The 18,198-nt window shown below is 46.3% G+C and carries 33 protein-coding genes and 1 riboswitch; of the genes, 32 read left to right on the top strand and 1 reads right to left on the bottom strand.

The window, feature by feature from the left end; all coding sequences use genetic code 11:
* From rplB to thiE, 29 genes are all read left to right on the top strand, one after another.
* A complete protein-coding gene (gene rplB / locus J7445_RS09250) occupies nucleotides 1-834 on the top strand; it encodes a 50S ribosomal protein L2 (protein ID WP_003742892.1) in 834 nt (277 codons plus the stop codon).
* A 5-nt stretch (nucleotides 835-839) separates the two neighbouring features.
* Entirely contained in the window at nucleotides 840-1,118 is a 279-nt protein-coding gene (rpsS, locus tag J7445_RS09245; RefSeq protein WP_002215422.1) for a 30S ribosomal protein S19, read from the top strand.
* Nucleotides 1,119-1,126: 8 nt separating this feature from the next.
* A complete protein-coding gene (gene rplV, locus J7445_RS09240; RefSeq protein ID WP_003675877.1) occupies nucleotides 1,127-1,456 on the top strand; it encodes a 50S ribosomal protein L22 in 330 nt (109 codons plus the stop codon).
* Between the two features lie 9 nt (nucleotides 1,457-1,465).
* Complete coding sequence (gene rpsC, locus J7445_RS09235; protein WP_003675878.1) at nucleotides 1,466-2,161, top strand: 30S ribosomal protein S3; 696 nt, start codon at nucleotides 1,466-1,468, stop codon at nucleotides 2,159-2,161.
* Nucleotides 2,145-2,561 (top strand): 50S ribosomal protein L16, encoded by a 417-nt coding sequence (gene rplP, locus J7445_RS09230; protein ID WP_003675880.1) that lies wholly within the window; start codon nucleotides 2,145-2,147, stop codon nucleotides 2,559-2,561. Before rpsC ends, rplP begins: the two co-directional genes overlap by 17 nt.
* Nucleotides 2,561-2,752 carry a 50S ribosomal protein L29 gene (gene rpmC / locus J7445_RS09225; protein WP_003675882.1) on the top strand — a complete coding sequence of 64 codons (192 nt, stop codon included), beginning with the start codon at nucleotides 2,561-2,563 and terminating at the stop codon, nucleotides 2,750-2,752. Before rplP ends, rpmC begins: the two co-directional genes overlap by 1 nt.
* Nucleotides 2,752-3,015, top strand: coding sequence for a 30S ribosomal protein S17 (gene rpsQ, locus J7445_RS09220; protein WP_070656372.1), 264 nt, complete (start codon nucleotides 2,752-2,754; stop codon nucleotides 3,013-3,015). The genes rpmC and rpsQ overlap by 1 nt, the downstream gene beginning before the upstream one ends.
* Before the next feature lie 225 nt (nucleotides 3,016-3,240).
* A complete protein-coding gene (rplN, locus tag J7445_RS09215) occupies nucleotides 3,241-3,609 on the top strand; it encodes a 50S ribosomal protein L14 (RefSeq protein WP_002215434.1) in 369 nt (122 codons plus the stop codon).
* Between the two features lie 11 nt (nucleotides 3,610-3,620).
* Nucleotides 3,621-3,944 carry a 50S ribosomal protein L24 gene (rplX, locus tag J7445_RS09210; protein WP_070656375.1) on the top strand — a complete coding sequence of 108 codons (324 nt, stop codon included), beginning with the start codon at nucleotides 3,621-3,623 and terminating at the stop codon, nucleotides 3,942-3,944.
* Nucleotides 3,945-3,953: 9 nt separating this feature from the next.
* Nucleotides 3,954-4,493: a 50S ribosomal protein L5 gene (gene rplE / locus J7445_RS09205; RefSeq protein ID WP_003759725.1), complete on the top strand. Its 540-nt coding sequence runs from the start codon at nucleotides 3,954-3,956 to the stop codon at nucleotides 4,491-4,493.
* A gap of 2 nt (nucleotides 4,494-4,495) precedes the next feature.
* Entirely contained in the window at nucleotides 4,496-4,801 is a 306-nt protein-coding gene (gene rpsN, locus J7445_RS09200) for a 30S ribosomal protein S14 (protein WP_003684736.1), read from the top strand.
* A 14-nt stretch (nucleotides 4,802-4,815) separates the two neighbouring features.
* The gene (gene rpsH / locus J7445_RS09195; RefSeq protein WP_003742898.1) at nucleotides 4,816-5,208 is read left to right on the top strand and encodes a 30S ribosomal protein S8; all 393 of its coding nucleotides are present in this window, start codon (nucleotides 4,816-4,818) and stop codon (nucleotides 5,206-5,208) included.
* Nucleotides 5,209-5,221: 13 nt separating this feature from the next.
* Nucleotides 5,222-5,755: a 50S ribosomal protein L6 gene (gene rplF, locus J7445_RS09190; RefSeq protein WP_003742899.1), complete on the top strand. Its 534-nt coding sequence runs from the start codon at nucleotides 5,222-5,224 to the stop codon at nucleotides 5,753-5,755.
* 13 nt (nucleotides 5,756-5,768) lie between these two features.
* Nucleotides 5,769-6,122, top strand: coding sequence for a 50S ribosomal protein L18 (gene rplR / locus J7445_RS09185; RefSeq protein WP_003742901.1), 354 nt, complete (start codon nucleotides 5,769-5,771; stop codon nucleotides 6,120-6,122).
* A 17-nt stretch (nucleotides 6,123-6,139) separates the two neighbouring features.
* Entirely contained in the window at nucleotides 6,140-6,658 is a 519-nt protein-coding gene (gene rpsE / locus J7445_RS09180; protein WP_003742903.1) for a 30S ribosomal protein S5, read from the top strand.
* The gene (gene rpmD, locus J7445_RS09175) at nucleotides 6,651-6,836 is read left to right on the top strand and encodes a 50S ribosomal protein L30 (protein ID WP_019271035.1); all 186 of its coding nucleotides are present in this window, start codon (nucleotides 6,651-6,653) and stop codon (nucleotides 6,834-6,836) included. The genes rpsE and rpmD overlap by 8 nt, the downstream gene beginning before the upstream one ends.
* A 1-nt stretch (nucleotide 6,837) precedes the next feature.
* The gene (gene rplO / locus J7445_RS09170; RefSeq protein ID WP_070656378.1) at nucleotides 6,838-7,272 is read left to right on the top strand and encodes a 50S ribosomal protein L15; all 435 of its coding nucleotides are present in this window, start codon (nucleotides 6,838-6,840) and stop codon (nucleotides 7,270-7,272) included.
* Between the two features lie 13 nt (nucleotides 7,273-7,285).
* Nucleotides 7,286-8,599 carry a preprotein translocase subunit SecY gene (secY, locus tag J7445_RS09165; protein WP_070656423.1) on the top strand — a complete coding sequence of 438 codons (1,314 nt, stop codon included), beginning with the start codon at nucleotides 7,286-7,288 and terminating at the stop codon, nucleotides 8,597-8,599.
* Between the two features lie 4 nt (nucleotides 8,600-8,603).
* Nucleotides 8,604-8,822 carry a translation initiation factor IF-1 gene (gene infA / locus J7445_RS09160; protein WP_003684714.1) on the top strand — a complete coding sequence of 73 codons (219 nt, stop codon included), beginning with the start codon at nucleotides 8,604-8,606 and terminating at the stop codon, nucleotides 8,820-8,822.
* A gap of 19 nt (nucleotides 8,823-8,841) precedes the next feature.
* Nucleotides 8,842-8,955: a 50S ribosomal protein L36 gene (gene rpmJ / locus J7445_RS09155; RefSeq protein WP_003697674.1), complete on the top strand. Its 114-nt coding sequence runs from the start codon at nucleotides 8,842-8,844 to the stop codon at nucleotides 8,953-8,955.
* A gap of 65 nt (nucleotides 8,956-9,020) precedes the next feature.
* Nucleotides 9,021-9,383 carry a 30S ribosomal protein S13 gene (gene rpsM, locus J7445_RS09150; RefSeq protein ID WP_003749295.1) on the top strand — a complete coding sequence of 121 codons (363 nt, stop codon included), beginning with the start codon at nucleotides 9,021-9,023 and terminating at the stop codon, nucleotides 9,381-9,383.
* A 19-nt stretch (nucleotides 9,384-9,402) separates the two neighbouring features.
* The gene (gene rpsK, locus J7445_RS09145) at nucleotides 9,403-9,798 is read left to right on the top strand and encodes a 30S ribosomal protein S11 (RefSeq protein WP_002216249.1); all 396 of its coding nucleotides are present in this window, start codon (nucleotides 9,403-9,405) and stop codon (nucleotides 9,796-9,798) included.
* Between the two features lie 15 nt (nucleotides 9,799-9,813).
* Entirely contained in the window at nucleotides 9,814-10,434 is a 621-nt protein-coding gene (gene rpsD, locus J7445_RS09140) for a 30S ribosomal protein S4 (RefSeq protein WP_070656381.1), read from the top strand.
* 25 nt (nucleotides 10,435-10,459) lie between these two features.
* Nucleotides 10,460-11,446: a DNA-directed RNA polymerase subunit alpha gene (locus tag J7445_RS09135; RefSeq protein WP_019271040.1), complete on the top strand. Its 987-nt coding sequence runs from the start codon at nucleotides 10,460-10,462 to the stop codon at nucleotides 11,444-11,446.
* Nucleotides 11,447-11,470: 24 nt separating this feature from the next.
* Nucleotides 11,471-11,848 carry a 50S ribosomal protein L17 gene (gene rplQ / locus J7445_RS09130; protein ID WP_019271041.1) on the top strand — a complete coding sequence of 126 codons (378 nt, stop codon included), beginning with the start codon at nucleotides 11,471-11,473 and terminating at the stop codon, nucleotides 11,846-11,848.
* A 302-nt stretch (nucleotides 11,849-12,150) separates the two neighbouring features.
* Nucleotides 12,151-12,260: riboswitch (TPP riboswitch) on the top strand.
* A gap of 107 nt (nucleotides 12,261-12,367) precedes the next feature.
* The gene (locus J7445_RS09125; protein WP_070656384.1) at nucleotides 12,368-13,462 is read left to right on the top strand and encodes an FAD-dependent oxidoreductase; all 1,095 of its coding nucleotides are present in this window, start codon (nucleotides 12,368-12,370) and stop codon (nucleotides 13,460-13,462) included.
* Between the two features lie 51 nt (nucleotides 13,463-13,513).
* Nucleotides 13,514-13,972 carry a methyltransferase family protein gene (locus J7445_RS09120; protein WP_070656387.1) on the top strand — a complete coding sequence of 153 codons (459 nt, stop codon included), beginning with the start codon at nucleotides 13,514-13,516 and terminating at the stop codon, nucleotides 13,970-13,972.
* Between the two features lie 143 nt (nucleotides 13,973-14,115).
* Complete coding sequence (locus J7445_RS09115) at nucleotides 14,116-14,763, top strand: nuclease-related domain-containing protein (RefSeq protein ID WP_070656389.1); 648 nt, start codon at nucleotides 14,116-14,118, stop codon at nucleotides 14,761-14,763.
* Between the two features lie 16 nt (nucleotides 14,764-14,779).
* Nucleotides 14,780-15,397 (top strand): thiamine phosphate synthase, encoded by a 618-nt coding sequence (gene thiE / locus J7445_RS09110; protein WP_070656392.1) that lies wholly within the window; start codon nucleotides 14,780-14,782, stop codon nucleotides 15,395-15,397.
* Between the two features lie 115 nt (nucleotides 15,398-15,512).
* Here thiE and J7445_RS09105 read toward each other — a convergent pair whose 3' ends face one another.
* Nucleotides 15,513-16,532 carry a zinc-binding alcohol dehydrogenase family protein gene (locus J7445_RS09105; RefSeq protein ID WP_070656395.1) on the bottom strand — a complete coding sequence of 340 codons (1,020 nt, stop codon included), beginning with the start codon at nucleotides 16,530-16,532 and terminating at the stop codon, nucleotides 15,513-15,515.
* A 104-nt stretch (nucleotides 16,533-16,636) separates the two neighbouring features.
* Between J7445_RS09105 and J7445_RS09100 the strand changes: the two genes are divergently transcribed.
* The 3 genes from J7445_RS09100 to J7445_RS09090 are packed head-to-tail and all read left to right on the top strand — an operon-like array spanning nucleotide 16,637 to nucleotide 18,063.
* Entirely contained in the window at nucleotides 16,637-16,990 is a 354-nt protein-coding gene (locus J7445_RS09100) for a winged helix-turn-helix transcriptional regulator (protein ID WP_003684634.1), read from the top strand.
* Between the two features lie 30 nt (nucleotides 16,991-17,020).
* Nucleotides 17,021-17,215, top strand: a complete 195-nt coding sequence (thiS, locus tag J7445_RS09095) for a sulfur carrier protein ThiS (protein ID WP_070656398.1) — start codon at nucleotides 17,021-17,023, stop codon at nucleotides 17,213-17,215.
* A gap of 59 nt (nucleotides 17,216-17,274) precedes the next feature.
* Entirely contained in the window at nucleotides 17,275-18,063 is a 789-nt protein-coding gene (locus tag J7445_RS09090; RefSeq protein WP_209283016.1) for a thiazole synthase, read from the top strand.
* The last annotated feature ends 135 nt before the right edge of the window (nucleotides 18,064-18,198 follow it).

Genomic DNA, 18,198 nt, shown 5'->3' with positions numbered 1-18,198 from the left:
ATGGCAATCGTTAAAATGAAGCCAACTTCTGCAGGCCGTCGCGGCATGGTTCGCGTGGTAACAGAAGGTTTGCACAAAGGTGCGCCTTATGCACCTTTGCTCGAAAAGAAAAATTCTACTGCCGGTCGTAACAATAATGGTCATATCACCACTCGTCACAAAGGCGGCGGTCATAAACACCATTACCGTGTTGTAGACTTTAAACGTAACAAAGACGGTATCCCTGCAAAAGTAGAGCGTATCGAATACGATCCTAACCGTACTGCTTTCATTGCACTGTTGTGCTATGCAGACGGTGAGCGTCGCTATATCATCGCTCCTCGCGGTATTCAAGCCGGTGCTGTATTGGTTTCCGGTGCTGAAGCTGCCATCAAAGTAGGTAACACCCTGCCGATCCGCAACATCCCCGTTGGTACGACTATCCACTGTATCGAAATGAAACCTGGTAAAGGTGCACAAATTGCGCGTTCTGCCGGTGCTTCTGCAGTATTGTTGGCTAAAGAAGGTGCATACGCTCAAGTCCGTCTGCGCTCTGGCGAAGTTCGTAAAATCAACGTAGATTGCCGTGCAACCATCGGTGAAGTCGGTAACGAAGAGCAAAGCCTGAAGAAAATCGGTAAAGCTGGTGCCAATCGTTGGCGCGGTATTCGTCCGACCGTTCGTGGTGTTGTCATGAACCCTGTCGATCACCCGCATGGTGGTGGTGAAGGTCGTACCGGTGAAGCTCGCGAACCGGTTAGCCCATGGGGTACTCCTGCTAAAGGCTACCGCACTCGTAATAACAAACGCACGGATAACATGATTGTTCGTCGTCGTTACTCAAATAAAGGTTAATTAGTATGGCTCGTTCATTGAAAAAAGGCCCATATGTAGACCTGCATTTGCTGAAAAAAGTAGATGCTGCTCGTGCAAGCAACGACAAACGCCCGATTAAAACCTGGTCTCGTCGTTCTACCATTCTGCCTGACTTTATCGGTCTGACCATTGCTGTACACAACGGCCGCACTCATGTGCCGGTGTTTATCAGTGATAACATGGTTGGTCATAAATTAGGTGAATTCTCATTGACCCGTACCTTTAAAGGCCATTTGGCTGATAAAAAGGCTAAAAAGAAATAAGGTGAATCATGAGAGTAAATGCACAACATAAAAATGCCCGTATTTCAGCCCAAAAAGCTCGTTTGGTAGCTGATTTGATTCGTGGTAAAGACGTTGCCCAAGCTTTGAATATTTTGACTTTCAGCCCTAAAAAAGGTGCTGAACTGATTAAAAAAGTATTGGAATCAGCTATTGCTAATGCCGAGCACAATAACGGTGCCGACATTGATGAGTTGAAAGTGGTCACTATCTTTGTTGACAAAGGTCCAAGCTTGAAACGTTTCCAAGCTCGTGCCAAAGGTCGCGGTAACCGCATTGAAAAACAAACTTGTCATATCAATGTGACAGTGGGCAACTAAGGAAAAGCTATGGGACAAAAGATTAACCCTACAGGCTTTCGCCTGGCGGTAACTAAAGACTGGGCTTCAAAATGGTTTGCTAAAAGCACCGACTTTTCTGCTGTTTTGAAACAAGACATTGATGTTCGTAACTACCTGCGTAAAAAATTGGCGAATGCTTCTGTTGGTCGCGTAGTTATTGAACGTCCTGCAAAATCTGCACGCATTACCATCCACTCTGCCCGTCCAGGAGTAGTAATTGGTAAAAAAGGTGAGGATATCGAAGTTCTGAAACGTGATTTGCAAGCCTTGATGGGCGTGCCTGTTCATGTGAATATCGAAGAAATCCGTAAACCTGAATTGGATGCACAAATTATTGCTGATGGTATTGCTCAGCAATTGGAAAAACGCGTTCAATTCCGCCGTGCTATGAAGCGCGCTATGCAAAATGCTATGCGTTCAGGAGCAAAAGGTATCAAGATTATGACCTCAGGTCGTCTGAATGGTGCAGATATTGCTCGTAGCGAATGGTATCGTGAAGGTCGTGTACCTCTGCATACTTTGCGTGCCAACGTAGATTATGCGACTAGCGAAGCCCATACCACTTATGGCGTGCTGGGTCTGAAAGTTTGGGTCTATACTGAAGGTAATGTAAAGACTTCAGCTAAACCTGAGCATGAAAAGAAACAAAGAAAGGCAGGTGGACGTAATGCTGCAGCCAACTAGACTGAAATACCGCAAGCAACAAAAAGGTCGCAATACTGGTATTGCTACTCGCGGTAACAAAGTAAGTTTCGGTGAGTTCGGTTTGAAAGCCGTTGGTCGTGGTCGTTTGACTGCCCGCCAAATCGAAGCTGCTCGTCGTACAATGACTCGTCACATTAAACGTGGTGGTCGTATTTGGATTCGTGTATTCCCTGATAAACCAATTACTGAAAAACCTATTCAAGTTCGTATGGGTGGCGGTAAAGGTAACGTGGAATATTACATTGCCGAAATCAAACCAGGCAAAGTGTTGTATGAAATGGACGGTGTTCCAGAGGCTTTGGCTCGTGAAGCATTTGAATTGGCTGCTGCCAAATTGCCTATTCCTACGACCTTTGTAGTAAGACAGGTAGGTCAATAATGAAAGCAAATGAATTGAAAGACAAATCTATTGAGCAATTAAATGCAGATTTGTTGGACTTGTTGAAAGCTCAATTTGGCTTACGTATGCAAAACGCAACTGGTCAATTGGGTAAGCCAAGCGAATTAAAACGTGTACGTCGCGATATTGCTCGTATTAAAACCATTTTAACTGAAAAAGGTGCTAAGTAATGAGCGGAAATAAAAATGTTCGTACTTTGCAAGGCAAAGTGGTAAGCGACAAAATGGACAAAACTGTTACAGTGCTGGTTGAGCGTAAAGTGAAACACCCTCTGTACGGTAAAATCATCCGTTTATCAACTAAAATCCATGCCCATGATGAAAATAATCAATATGGAATTGGTGATGTAGTAGTAATTGCGGAATCTCGTCCACTGTCAAAAACCAAATCTTGGGTTGTTAAAGAGCTGGTTGAGAAAGCACGTACTGTTTAAGAATTAAGACAGTTGGCTTTAATAAGAAACGAAGTGTTGCGCCAAAGTGAATTTGCGTGTAAACTTCGTTTCTTATCTTTCAGTTTCTTCTGGAAGTTTCTTCCCTTCGGGATCCAAGACTGGTTTACTAGAACCGTGATGGTTTCATTTGGTTAGCTTAATTTAAATAAGTGAGCGAGCTATATGAAAATGGTAAATTAAGTTGGTTAATTTAAAGGTACTAATATGATTCAAATGCAGACCATCTTAGATGTGGCTGATAACTCTGGTGCGCGTCGCGTTATGTGTATCAAGGTGTTGGGCGGATCTAAGCGTCGCTACGCTTCTGTTGGCGATATTATTAAAGTCGCAGTTAAAGATGCGGCCCCACGTGGTCGTGTCAAAAAAGGTGATGTGTACAATGCAGTTGTTGTTCGTACTGCTAAAGGTGTGCGTCGTCCTGATGGTGCGTTGATTAAATTCGATAACAACGCCGCCGTGTTGTTAAACAATAAACTTGAACCTCTGGGTACCCGTATTTTTGGTCCGGTAACCCGTGAGTTGCGTACTGAGCGATTTATGAAAATCGTTTCATTGGCGCCTGAAGTGTTATAAGGAATAGCGCGATGAATAAAATCATTAAAGGTGACCAAGTTGTTGTGATCACTGGTAAGGATAAAGGTAAGCAAGGTCAAGTAGTTCGCGTATTGGGTGATAAAGTTGTTGTTAAAGGTGTTAACGTTGTAAAACGTCACCAAAAACCTAATCCGATGCGTGGTGTTGAGGGTGGTATTGTTTCCAAAGAAATGCCGTTGGATATTTCTAATGTTGCAATCCTGAATCCGGAAACTAATAAAGCAGACCGTGTTGGTATTAAACTGATTGAGAATGAAGGCAAAGTTAAGCGCGTTCGTTTCTTCAAATCAAATGGCTCTGTTATTGGAGCATAAGGAGATAACATGGCTCGTTTGAGAGAGTTTTATAAAGATACAGTTGTTCCTGAATTGATTAAACAATTTGGTTACAAGTCAGTAATGGAAGTTCCTCGTATTGAAAAAATTACTTTAAATATGGGGGTTGGAGAGGCTGTTGCTGATAAGAAAGTTATGGAGCACGCAGTATCTGATTTAGAGAAAATTGCTGGTCAAAAACCAGTAGTTACTGTTGCTCGTAAATCTATCGCTGGCTTTAAAATTCGCGATAATTATCCTGTAGGTTGCAAAGTAACATTACGTCGTGATCAAATGTTCGAATTCTTGGATCGTTTGATTACTATTGCATTACCTCGAGTACGTGACTTCCGTGGAGTAAGTGGCAAATCTTTTGATGGCCGTGGTAATTACAATATGGGTGTTCGCGAGCAAATCATTTTCCCGGAAATTGAATACGATAAAATTGATGCTTTGCGTGGTTTGAATATTACTATTACAACTACTGCAAAAACTGATGAAGAAGCTAAAGCTTTATTATCGCTGTTCAAGTTTCCGTTTAAAGGATAATCATGGCTAAGAAAGCACTTATTAATCGTGAACTAAAACGTCAAGCTTTGGCGAAAAAGTTTGCAGCCAAACGTGAGGCAATTTTTGCTGTTATTAATGATGCGAATGCAACTGAAGAGGAGCGTTTTGAAGCTCGTCTGAAATTCCAATCCATTCCACGTAATGCAGCTCCTGTACGTCAACGCCGTCGTTGTGCTTTGACAGGTCGTCCTCGTGGTACTTTCCGTAAATTCGGTTTGGGTCGTATTAAAATCCGTGAAATCGCTATGCGTGGCGAGATTCCGGGTGTTGTTAAAGCTAGCTGGTAATAGGAGTATTAATAATGAGCATGCATGATCCTATTTCCGATATGTTGACTCGTATTCGTAATGCGCAACGTGCCAATAAGGTAGTAGTTGCCATGCCTTCTTCCAAATTAAAGTGTGCAATTGCAAAAGTCTTGAAAGAAGAAGGTTATATCGAGGATTTTTCGGTTTCTGCTGATGCGAAACCGGTATTGGAAATTCAATTGAAATACTATGCAGGTCGCCCTGTGATTGAGCAAATTAAACGTGTTTCACGTCCAGGTTTGCGTATTTATAAAGCTTCTAGCGAAATTCCTAATGTTATGAATGGCTTGGGTATCGCTATTGTTAGTACTTCTAAAGGTGTGATGACTGACCGCAAGGCTCGTTCTGAGGGTGTTGGTGGTGAGTTGTTGTGCATCGTAGCCTAGTGGAGAAAAGTAAATGTCACGTGTCGCAAAAAACCCAGTGACTGTTCCTGCTGGTGTAGAAGTAAAATTTGGAACAGAAGCATTGGTTATCAAGGGTAAGAATGGTGAGTTGTCTTTTCCTTTGCATTCTGATGTAGCCATTGAATTAAACGATGGTAAATTAACTTTTGCTGCAAAAAATGACAGTAAACAGGCAAATGCTATGTCTGGTACTGCCCGTGCATTAGTTAATAATATGGTTAAAGGTGTTTCTGAAGGTTTTGAGAAAAAACTGCAGTTGATTGGTGTGGGTTACCGTGCTCAAGCTCAAGGCAAAGTTTTAAACTTGTCTTTAGGTTTTTCCCATCCAATCGTATATGAAATGCCTGAAGGTGTTTCTGTTCAAACCCCTAGCCAAACAGAAATCGTTTTGACTGGTGCAGATAAACAAGTGATTGGTCAAGTTGCTGCTGAAATTCGTGCTTTCCGTTCTCCTGAACCTTATAAAGGTAAAGGTGTTCGTTATGTAGGCGAAGTGGTAGTGATGAAAGAAGCCAAGAAAAAATAATTGAGGTTCACTAATGGATAAACATGCAACCCGACTCCGTCGTGCACGCAAAACCCGTGCGCGAATTGCGGACTTGAAAATGGTAAGATTATGTGTGTTCCGTAGCAATAATCATATTTATGCTCAAGTAATTAGTGCTGAAGGTGATAAAGTATTGGCTCAAGCCTCTACATTGGAAGCTGAGGTACGTGGTAGCCTGAAATCTGGTAGCAACGTCGAAGCAGCTGCAGTGGTTGGCAAGCGTATTGCTGAGAAAGCTAAAGCAGTAGGTGTAGAAAAAGTTGCTTTTGATCGTTCAGGTTTCCAATATCACGGTCGTGTGAAAGCTTTGGCTGAAGCTGCACGTGAAAATGGTTTAAGCTTCTAATAATTGGAGACTTTCAGATGGCAAAACATGAAATTGAAGAACGCGGTGACGGCCTGATTGAAAAAATGGTCGCAGTTAATCGCGTAACTAAAGTAGTTAAAGGTGGTCGTATCATGGCTTTTTCTGCACTAACTGTTGTTGGTGATGGAGATGGTCGTATTGGTATGGGCAAAGGTAAGTCAAAAGAAGTGCCGGTAGCTGTTCAAAAAGCAATGGATCAGGCTCGTCGCTCTATGATTAAAGTGCCTCTAAAAAATGGTACGATTCATCATGAGGTTATTGGACGTCATGGCGCTACCAAGGTCTTTATGCAGCCTGCTAAAGAAGGTAGTGGTGTAAAGGCAGGTGGTCCTATGCGCTTAGTTTTTGATGCTATGGGTATTCATAACATTTCTGCTAAAGTGCATGGTTCTACAAATCCTTATAACATTGTACGAGCTACATTAGACGGCTTGTCTAAGTTGTATACACCTGCAGATATTGCTGCTAAACGTGGCTTAACAGTAGAAGACATTTTAGGAGCAAGCCATGACTGAGCAAAAAAAGATTAAAGTTACATTGGTGAAGAGCCTGATTGGTACAATTGAATCTCATCGTGCATGTGCTCGCGGTTTAGGTTTGCGTCATCGTGAGCATACGGTAGAGGTTTTAGATACCCCTGAAAACCGTGGTATGATTAACAAAATCAGCTACTTGTTGAAAGTGGAGGCTTGATATGTTTCTAAATTCTATTCAACCTACTGAGGGTGCTACCCACGCCCGTCGTCGTGTGGGTCGTGGTATTGGTAGCGGTTTAGGTAAAACCGGTGGTCGTGGTCATAAAGGTCAAAAAAGCCGTTCTGGTGGTTTTCATAAAGTAGGTTTTGAAGGCGGTCAAATGCCTTTACAACGTCGCCTACCAAAACGTGGTTTTAAATCATTGACTGCTGCTGCAAATGCTGAGATTCGTTTGAGTGAATTGAACTTACTTGCTGTAAATGAGATTGATGTATTGGTTCTCAAGCAAGCTGGGTTGGTTCCTGCAACTGTTTCTAATGTGAAAGTTATTGCCTCTGGTGAGCTTTCAAAAGCTGTTGTCCTGAAAGGCATTAAGGCCACTAAGGGTGCTAAAGCAGCAATTGAAGCTGCTGGTGGTAAAGTGGAAGAATAAGGCTTGCATTACAGTGGCTAATCAACAATCTTTATCAGGCTTGTCCAAATTTGGAGATCTGAAAAAACGCCTAACGTTTCTTTTGGGTGCGTTAATTGTTTTTCGTATTGGTGCACATATCCCAGTACCTGGCGTAGATGCTGTTGCTTTAGCTAAATTATACGAAAGCGCTGGGAACGGCATACTAGGCATGTTGAACATGTTTTCTGGTGGTTCGTTAGAGCGCTTTAGTATATTTGCAATTGGCATCATGCCATATATTTCAGCATCAATAATTGTTCAGTTGGCTTCTGAAATTATTCCTTCTTTAAAGGCATTAAAAAAGGAAGGTGAAGCTGGTCGAAAAGTTATTACGAAATATACAAGATATGGTACGGTACTATTGGCCATCTTACAGAGTTTTGGTGTAGCTACTTTTGTATTCCAGCAAGGTGTAGTTGTTACTAATTCTTTGGAGTTCCATATTTCTACAGTAGTGAGCTTAGTCACAGGTACAATGTTCCTGATGTGGTTAGGTGAGCAGATTACAGAGCGTGGGATTGGGAATGGTATTTCTTTGATTATTACTGCTGGTATTGCTGCCGGTATTCCTTCCGGTATCGCAAGATTATTGGCTTTAACGAGTCAAGGGTCAATTGGTATGCCAACGGCTGTGTCAATTGTTATTGGTGCGTTACTGTTAATTTATATTGTTGTATATTTTGAAAGTGCTCAGCGTAAAGTTCCCGTGCATTATGCAAAACGCCAAGTTGGCAGCGGTGTAATGCAAGGTTCAAATACGCATATGCCCTTTAAGTTGAATATGGCAGGCGTAATACCTCCTATTTTCGCATCAAGTATTATTTTGTTTCCATCCACTTTGTTGAGTTGGTTTGGTCCTAGTGATACAGGCAGTTTGTTGCATAAAATTGCTGGTTTGCTTCAGCATGGACAAGCTTTGTATATTTTGCTATTTACAGTGGCAATTATTTTCTTTTGCTATTTTTATACAGCCTTAGTTTTTAGCCCAAAAGAAATGGCAGAGAATTTAAAGAAAAGCGGTGCTTTCGTGCCAGGAATTCGACCAGGTAAACAAACTTCGCAATATCTGGAACAAGTTGTGTTGCGCCTCACTTTGTTTGGTGCATTATATATTACAACTATTTGTTTAATTCCAGAGTTCTTGACAACAGCTTTGAATGTTCCTTTTTATTTGGGTGGTACATCTTTACTAATTTTAGTTGTAGTGACAATGGACTTTAGTACCCAAATTAACTCTTACCGCATGACTCAGCAATATGAGAGTTTAATGAGCGGTCTTGATATGAAATCTTTATCACGTAAGTAGAATTATGGCTAAAGAAGATACCATACAAATGCAGGGGGAGATTCTTGAAACTCTACCTAACGCAACTTTTAAAGTAAAGCTTGAGAATGACCATGTTGTATTAGGTCATATTTCCGGGAAAATGCGTATGCACTATATCCGGATCTCTCCTGGGGATAAGGTGACGGTAGAACTGACACCTTATGATTTAACTCGAGCTCGGATTGTCTTCCGAGCTAGATAAAACGATATAAGGAAATATAATGCGTGTACAACCGTCTGTAAAGAAAATTTGCCGCAACTGTAAGATTATCCGTCGTAATCGAGTAGTTCGTGTAATTTGTACTGATCCTCGTCACAAACAACGTCAAGGCTAAGGGAACTTTTCTTTTAGTAAGACTTTGTGGTATAGTGACGAACTTTGCCGTTTAAAGGAAAAAATATGGCTCGTATTGCAGGGGTAAATATCCCTAATAATGCACATATCGTAATTGGCTTGCAGGCTATTTATGGTATTGGTGCTACTCGTGCTAAATTGATTTGCGAGGCAGCAAATATTGCTCCCACTACTAAAGCAAAAGATTTGGACGAGGCTCAATTAGACGCTTTGCGTGAACAAGTTGCTAAATATGAAGTAGAAGGTGACTTGCGTCGTGAAGTAACGATGAGCATCAAGCGATTGATGGACATGGGTTGTTATCGTGGTTTCCGTCATCGTCGCGGTTTGCCTTGTCGTGGTCAACGCACTCGCACAAATGCTCGTACCCGTAAAGGTCCGCGTAAAGCGATTGCTGGTAAAAAATAATTTTTAAGGAATTTTATTAATGGCTAAAGCAAACACAGCTTCGCGTGTACGTAAAAAAGTACGTAAAACCGTAAGCGAAGGTATTGTGCATGTACATGCTTCTTTCAACAATACCATCATTACAATCACTGACCGTCAAGGCAATGCATTGTCTTGGGCTACCTCTGGCGGTGCTGGTTTTAAAGGTTCTCGTAAAAGTACACCATTTGCAGCTCAGGTAGCTGCAGAAGCAGCTGGTAAAGTTGCCCAAGAATATGGCGTTAAAAATTTAGAAGTTCGTATAAAAGGTCCTGGCCCTGGTCGAGAGTCTTCTGTACGTGCACTCAACGCTCTTGGTTTTAAAATTACCAGTATTACTGACGTTACTCCGTTGCCTCATAACGGTTGCCGTCCGCCTAAAAAACGTCGTATTTAAAGGAGTGATTGAAACATGGCACGTTATATTGGCCCTAAATGTAAATTGGCTCGTCGAGAAGGCACCGATTTATTTTTGAAGAGCGCTCGTCGTTCTTTGGATTCTAAATGTAAACTTGATTCAGCTCCTGGTCAGCATGGTGTAAAGAAACCACGTTTGTCTGACTATGGCTTGCAACTGCGTGAAAAGCAAAAGATTCGTCGTATTTATGGCGTTTTGGAACGTCAATTCCGTCGCTATTTTGCAGAAGCAGATCGACGTAAAGGCTCTACCGGTGAATTACTGTTGCAATTGTTAGAATCTCGTTTGGATAATGTAGTATATCGCATGGGATTTGGCTCGACTCGTGCAGAAGCACGTCAGCTGGTTTCTCATAAAGCAATTACCGTTAACGGTCAGGTTGTAAATATTCCTTCTTTCCAAGTTAAAGCAGGTGATGTTGTAGCTGTTCGTGAGAAAGCTAAAAAACAAGTTCGTATTCAAGAAGCTTTAAGTTTAGCAACTCAAATCGGTTTGCCAAGCTGGGTTTCTGTTGATGCAGACAAATTGGAAGGTGTATTTAAAAATATGCCGGATCGTTCAGAATTAACTGGCGATATTAATGAACAGCTGGTGGTAGAATTCTACTCTAAATAATGCTAGCTCAGTGAGGGACAGTTAAATGCAAAATAGCACAACCGAATTTTTGAAACCTCGTCAAATTGATGTCGATACTTTATCTACAACTCGTGCAAAAGTATCTATGCAGCCGTTTGAGCGCGGTTTTGGTCATACTTTAGGTAATGCTTTGCGTCGTATCTTACTGTCATCCATGAATGGTTTTGCTCCTACTGAAGTGGCCATTTCCGGTGTGTTGCACGAATACTCTACTGTTGATGGTGTTCAAGAAGATGTTGTCGATATTTTATTGAATGTCAAAGGTATTGTATTTAAGCTGCATGGACGTGGCCAAGTTCAGTTAACTTTGAAAAAGTCAGGTGCCGGTGCTGTTGTTGCCGGTGATATCGAATTACCACATGATGTGGAAATTTTAAATCCTGAGCATATTATTTGTCATTTGGCTGAGAACGGTCAAATTGAGATGGAAATCAAAGTTGAGCAGGGGCGTGGCTATCAATCTGTTTCCGGTCGTCGTGTTGTGCGCGATGAGAACCGTCAGATTGGTGCGATTCAGTTGGATGCGAGCTTTTCGCCCATCAGTCGTGTTAGCTTTGAAGTTGAACCTGCACGCGTAGAGCAGCGTACGGATTTAGATAAGTTGGTTTTGGATATTGAAACTGATGGTTCTATTGATCCTGAAGAAGCTGTACGTAGTGCCGCTCGTATTTTAATTGATCAAATGTCTATCTTTGCTGATTTGCAAGGTACTCCAGTAGAAGAAGTTGAAGAAAAAGCTCCTCCTATTGATCCTATCCTGCTGCGCCCGGTAGATGATTTGGAATTAACTGTACGTTCAGCTAATTGTCTGAAAGCTGAAGATATTTATTATATTGGCGATTTGATTCAACGTACTGAAACAGAGCTTCTTAAAACTCCGAATTTGGGTCGTAAGTCTTTGAATGAAATCAAAGAGGTGTTGGCATCTAAAGGCTTGACACTGGGTTCCAAATTGGAAGCTTGGCCGCCTGTAGGCTTAGAAAAGCCGTAAGTTTGAAGATTAAAGGATAATGACATGCGTCATCGTAATGGTAACCGCAAATTAAACCGTACAAGCAGCCATCGCGCTGCAATGCTGCGTAATATGGCGAACTCATTGTTGACTCACGAGACTATTGTGACAACTTTGCCTAAAGCTAAAGAATTGCGCCGCGTAGTAGAACCCTTGATTACATTGGGTAAAAAACCTTCCTTGGCAAACCGTCGTTTGGCATTTGACCGCACTCGTGATCGTGATGTTGTGGTTAAATTGTTTGATGAATTGGGTCCACGCTTTGCTGCCCGAAATGGTGGCTATGTTCGCGTGCTGAAGTATGGTTTCCGAAAAGGCGATAATGCCCCGTTAGCACTCGTTGAATTGGTTGATAAAGCTGATAATACAGTTAGCGAATAATTGCTTCGAAATTAAGTGTCATCCGCATTGCGGATGACATTTTTTATTAGTAATTCAAGATGTTGAATTGCATGCTATAAATTATTTTTTAGTTTAGGTAATTATTTATTTATCGTTATTTGTTTGTATTTGATGTTTTTCATTTTCGTGTTTTGAAACAAATTTCTTTAATAGAGCGTTTCATTTGGACAAAGTGCCAAGATTGATTTGGAAAATTACTTTTTTAAAGTATTTTACTTCATGAAAACTTGTATTTTCAGACGATCTTTTGCCAAAATAAACAAATCTGTATAAACTTCATATTTTTCTTGTCGGAGTGCTGCTTGTTCCCGCAAACAGCTGAGACCGCGCCAGCGGAATCCGTAGAACCTGTCGGGGTAATGCCTGCGTAGGAAACAAGCTGTCAAACGCCTTTTCAGGCTTCCGTTCCCTTTCCCGCATTTCCCGCCATTCGGTGGATTCCGCTTCCGTCTTATCTTTCGTCCTCCCGACTGCCCAAATACTGCAAAGGAATTCACCATGCCCCGTATCGCCATTCTCGGCGGCGGCCTCTGCGGCCGTCTGACTGCTTTACAACTTGCAGTACAAGGTTTATCCGTTGCCCTCTTTGACAAGGGCGGGCGCAAAGGCGAACACGCCGCCGCTTATGTTGCCGCCGCCATGCTCGCGCCTGCTGCGGAAGCGGTCGAAGCTACGCCTGAAGTCATCAAACTGGGCAGACAGAGCATTCCGCTTTGGCGCAACATCAGAGGTCGTCTGAAAACGCCGACCATGATGCAGGAGAACGGCAGCCTGATCGTGTGGCACGGTCAGGACAAACCTTTATCCGGCGAGTTCGTCCGCCATCTTAAACGCGGCGGCGTGGCGAATGACGAAATCATCCGTTGGCACGCCGATGAAATCGCCGAACGCGAACCGCAACTCGCAGGACGTTTTTCAGACGGCATCTACCTGCCGACCGAAGGTCAACTCGACGGGCGGCAGATGTTGTCTGCACTTGCCGACGCTTTGGACGAACTGAACGTCCCTTGCCACTGGGAACACGAATGCGCCCCCGACGACCTGCAAGCCCAATACGACTGGCTGATCGACTGCCGCGGTTACGGCGCAAAAACTGCGTGGAACCAATCCCCCGAACACACAAGCACCTTGCGCGGCATACGCGGCGAAGTGGCGAGGGTTTACACGCCCGAAATCATGCTAAACCGCCCCGTGCGCCTGCTCCATCCACGTTACCCGCTCTACATCGCCCCGAAAGAAAACCACGTCTTCGTCATCGGTGCGACCCAAATTGAAAGCGAAAGCCAAGCCCCCGCCAGTGTGCGTTCAGGGTTGGAACTTTTATCGGCACTCTATGCCGTCCACCCTGCTTTCGGCGAAGCCGACATCCTCGAAATCGCCACCGGACTGCGCCCCACGCTCAACCACCACAATCCCGAAATCCGTTACAGCCGCGCCCGACGCCTGATTGAAATCAACGGCCTTTTCCGTCACGGCTTCATGATTTCCCCCGCCGTAACCGCCGCCGCCGTCAGATTGGCAGTGGCACTGTTTGACGGAAAAGACGCGCCCGAACGTGATGAAGAAAGCGGTTTGGCGTATATTGGAAAATAAGTTTGAGGTCGTCTGAAAACGTCGCGCCATCAGTTTTATAAAGGCAACAATATGAATTTAGAAACCAAAATTCCGCCGCCGGCGATATGTTTTATTTGTGCGTTGTTGATGTACATCTCTGCCCAAGTGTCGGCTTTGGTCGGCATACTGCCGCGCTTTCCTATATTGCTGTCGGTTGTTTTGATGGTATTTGGGACGACGTTGGGCGTATTAGGTGTGTGGGCGTTTCGCCGTGTGCGCACGACCGTCAGCCCGCTCAACCCCGAACAAACCGAACACTTCGTTTCAGACGGCGTGTACCGTTTCAGCCGCAACCCGATGTATGCGGGTCTGGGCTGCTGGCTGGTCGCCTGGGCGGGCTATTTGGCGCACCCGCTGCCGTGGTTGTTTTTGGCTGCATTTGTTGCCTATATGACGCGTTTTCAAATCATGCCAGAAGAACGCGTTTTGGCGCAGAAATTCGGTGCAGAGTACGAGTCTTACTGTCGGCGCGTTCGCCGTTGGTTATAAAAGTGGAAGCTTCCCATCAAGTGTCATCCGTCTTCTACTTTACGGTATGAATGTGAATACTCGATGTTTTCAGACGACCCCATTAGATGGCTATACCAAGCTGCTCACCTTAACTTAAACAATAAAACAAAAAGGAAAACGTCATGATTGAACAAGCAATGGGAAACCTGTCAGGTATATTTTGGATTTTCCTGCTCGTCATTCCCCTGCTTTTTTTGAAAGCGCTGCTCCAAAATCCCAAAGTGAAAGGACGCATAGGCGAACGAGCAGTCCGTTCAGTAATCGGAAAAGATTTGGATGAAGAAACCTATATCGAATTTCACGATTTGATTATTCCATCCCGCAGCGGCACGACGCAAATCGACCATATCTATGTTTCGGTTTTCGGGATATTTGTCATAGAAACAAAGAATTACACAGGTTGGATTTTCGGCAGCGAAAAGCAATCGAAATGGACACAAGTCGTCTATAAACAGAAACACTACTTTCAAAATCCGTTGCGCCAGAATTACGCACACATCAAGGCATTATCCGAACTGCTGCAACTGCCGGAAGAAAAATTTCATTCGATGGTGGTTTTCCTCGGCGATTGTGAACTGAAAACGCAAATGCCGCCGAATGTCTGCCGTATCAGACAGGCAGCATCCTATATCAGACGTTTTCAGACGACCTTATTGCTGCCACAGGAAATAGAAGCGGCAACTGCCGTGCTGTCTTCAAACGAATACCAAGCCGACGGCGAAAAACTGCGGGCGCATACCGAACGCCTGCAGGAACGCCATCAGCGATAACTTAAAAGGACACCCCATGACCTTCCCGCCCCTAAAATCCCCGCTTAAATTCTACGCCGTCGTTCCCACAGCCGATTGGGTGGAACGCATGGTCGAAGCAGGTGCCGACACGGTGCAACTGCGCTGCAAAACCCTGCACGGCGATGAATTGAAACGCGAAATCGCCCGCTGCGTCGCCGCCTGTCAGGGCAGCCGCACGCAGCTTTTCATCAACGACCACTGGCGCGAGGCGATAGAAGCGGGCGCATACGGTGTGCATCTCGGACAGGAAGACATGGACACCGCCGACCTCGCCGCCATCGCCGCCGCCGGTTTACGTTTGGGTTTGAGTACGCACTCCGTCGCCGAACTCGACCGCGCCCTGTCCGTACACCCCAGCTACGTCGCCAGCGGCGCGATTTTCCCGACCACGACCAAGCAAATGCCCACCGCCCCGCAAGGATTGGACAAACTGCGCGAATATGTGAAACAGGCAGGCGGCACGCCTGTCGTCGCCATCGGCGGCATCGATTTGAACAACGCCCAAGCCGTCCTTGCCACCGGCGTTTCCTCCCTCGCCGTCGTCCGTGCCGTTACCGAAGCGGAAAATCCCGAAGCGGTGGTTAAAGCTTTTCAGGCTTTGTGGGAGGAATAAGGTCGTCTGAAAGCCAAATTTCAGACGACCTGCTCAATTAGGATATTCGATTGCCGTCATTTCGGATGCCATACAGGCAGAAGCGGGCATAACGGCGCAAAAATAATCGGCGGATTCAGTTGTCCCAGCCTTCCACCACCAGTTTGCCGACCATATCCCCACGCTCCAGCATCTCATGGGCGTGGCGCAGGTTAGCGGCATTGATGCCGTGCAGGATTTGTGTGGCGGTCGGGCGGATGATGCCTTCGTCCACCAGCCGCGCGGTTTCGGCTAGGATTTCGCCCTGCCGTTCGATGTCTGCCGTTTCGCGCAGCGGACGGGTAAACATAAATTCCCAATGCAGCGACAGGCTTTTGCCTTTGAGCGGGTTCACGTCCAACGTTTCGGGGTCGTCAATCAGCGCGATTCTGCCTTGCGGGGCGATGAGTTCCACGATTTGCGGCAGATGGCGGTCGGTATGGTTAGTGGAAAAAACAAACGATGGCGCGCCGATATTTAACGCGGCAATCTGTTCCGCCATGTTTTCATGATGGTTGATGACGAAATCCGCGCCCAATTCCTTCACCCACGCGCGGCTTTCGGGGCGGGAAGCGGTGGCGATGACTTGGATGCCGGTCAGCTTTTTCAGCAACTGGATGGCAAGCGAGCCGACCCCGCCTGCACCGCCGATTAAGAGCAGCGCATTGGCGCCGCCTGCCACGGGTTTGTTGACGTCCAAGCGGTCGAACAGCGTTTCCCATGCGGTAATCGCCGTCAATGGCAGCGCGGCGGCTTGGGCAAAATCCAGCGAACGCGGCTTTTTGGCGGCAATGCGCGCGTCCACTGCCTGTAATTGAGCGTTCGAACCTTGGCGGTTGATGGCGCCCGCGTAATACACTTCGTCGCCGACTTTGAAATTCCGCACTTCGCTGCCGACCGCCTGAACAATGCCTGCCGCGTCGTAACCCAATATGCGGTACTGCCCTGCCGCAGGCGTATGTGCCGCCCGAACTTTCACATCGACAGGATTAACCGAAACCGCCTGCACGGCAACCAAAATATCGTGCGGCCGCAGTTCGGGTTCGGGCATTTCGATGTCGAGCAGGGCTTCAGGGTTGGCAACGGGCAAAGGGCGGTTGAAACCGATGGCTTTCATGATGTTCTCCTGTTAGGTCGTCTGAAAGCGTGTATCATGCGCCCGAAGCACACCACTAACAAGAACGCACTTATTTTTCATATAGTTACATAAAGGATACTGCCATGCCCCGCACACCGCACCCAAGCTACGACTGCGCCGAAGGCTGCTCGGTGGAAGCCGCGCTTTCCGTCATCGGCGGCAAATGGAAAGGAACGATACTCTACCGCCTGCACACGGACGGCACGCTGCGCTTCAACCAAATCCGCCGCATCCTGCCTGATGTGTCGCAGCGCACGCTGACCGCCCAACTGCGCGCATTGGAGGCCGACGGCATCATTTTGCGTACTGTGTATCCCGAAGTCCCGCCACGAGTGGAATACCGCCTGACCGACTACGGCAAAACGCTTGCGCCCGTGCTGACGGCATTGAAGGAATGGGGCGACGGGTTCAAGCAGGAACAGGCGCATCGCGAATAAAGAAACTTACCTACGAAACATCGAGAAACCATGAACATCATCTTAAACGGCGAACCCGCCGAACTTCACGGCACAACCATCGCCGACCTCATCGCCCAAACCGCGCCGCAAAAGCCTTTTGCCGTAGCGGTGAATACCGGATTTGTCGCCAAAGGCGCGTATGCGGAAAGGGTTTTGAACGAAAACGATAAAGTCGATATCGTGCGGCCGGTGGTCGGCGGTTAGGCGGTTTTGCCTTTTCAGACGACCCCTGTCCCCAGAACAACCTTACAAAGGAACCCATCATGCTCACCCTATACGGAGAAACTTTCCCTTCACGGCTGCTGCTCGGCACGGCAGCCTATCCGACCCCTGAAATCCTCAAACAATCCGTCCAAATTTCCCAACCCGCGATGATTACCGTTTCGCTGCGCCGCGCGGGAAACGGCGGTGAGGCACACGGGCAAGGGTTTTGGTCGCTATTGCAAGAAAGCGGCGTGCCCGTACTGCCGAACACAGCAGGCTGCCAAAGCGTGCAGGAAGCGGTAACGACGGCGCAGATGGCGCGTGAAGTGTTTGAAACCGATTGGATCAAACTCGAACTTATCGGCGACGACGACACGTTGCAGCCCGACGTGTTCCAGCTTGTCGAAGCAGCGGAAATCCTGATTAAAGACGGCTTCAAAGTGCTGCCTTATTGCACCGAAGACCTGGTCGCCTGCCGCCGCCTGCTTGACGCAGGCTGTCAGGCGCTGATGCCGTGGGCAGCGCCGATCGGCACGGGTTTGGGCGCGGTTCACGCCTATGCGCTGAACGTCCTACGCGAACGCCTGCCCGACACGCCGCTGATTATCGACGCAGGCTTGGGTTTGCCCTCGCAGGCGGCGCAAGTGATGGAATGGGGGTTTGACGGCGTATTGCTGAACACCGCCGTTTCCCGCAGCGGCGACCCCGTCAACATGGCGCGCGCCTTCGCACTCGCCGTCGAATCCGGACGGTTGGCATTTGAAGCCGAACCGGTCGAGGCGCGCACCAAAGCACAAGCCAGTACGCCGACCGTAGGGCAGCCGTTTTGGCATTCGGCGGAGTATTGACGAATAGCGTGTTGCAGGTATGCAAAAAGGTCGTCTGAAAGTTCAGACGACCTTTTTACGGCAATGTCTAACGGTCTGGTCGCGAAAAGGGAAGGGCGTTTTGAGTGGAACGTGTTATGCCATGAAAACTTGCTT

The organism is Neisseria sicca (assembly GCF_017753665.1).
In the GTDB taxonomy this organism is placed as follows: domain Bacteria; phylum Pseudomonadota; class Gammaproteobacteria; order Burkholderiales; family Neisseriaceae; genus Neisseria; species Neisseria flava.
Note: the sequence above shows the minus strand (reverse complement) of the source record. Positions and strands in the feature narration are given on the sequence as shown.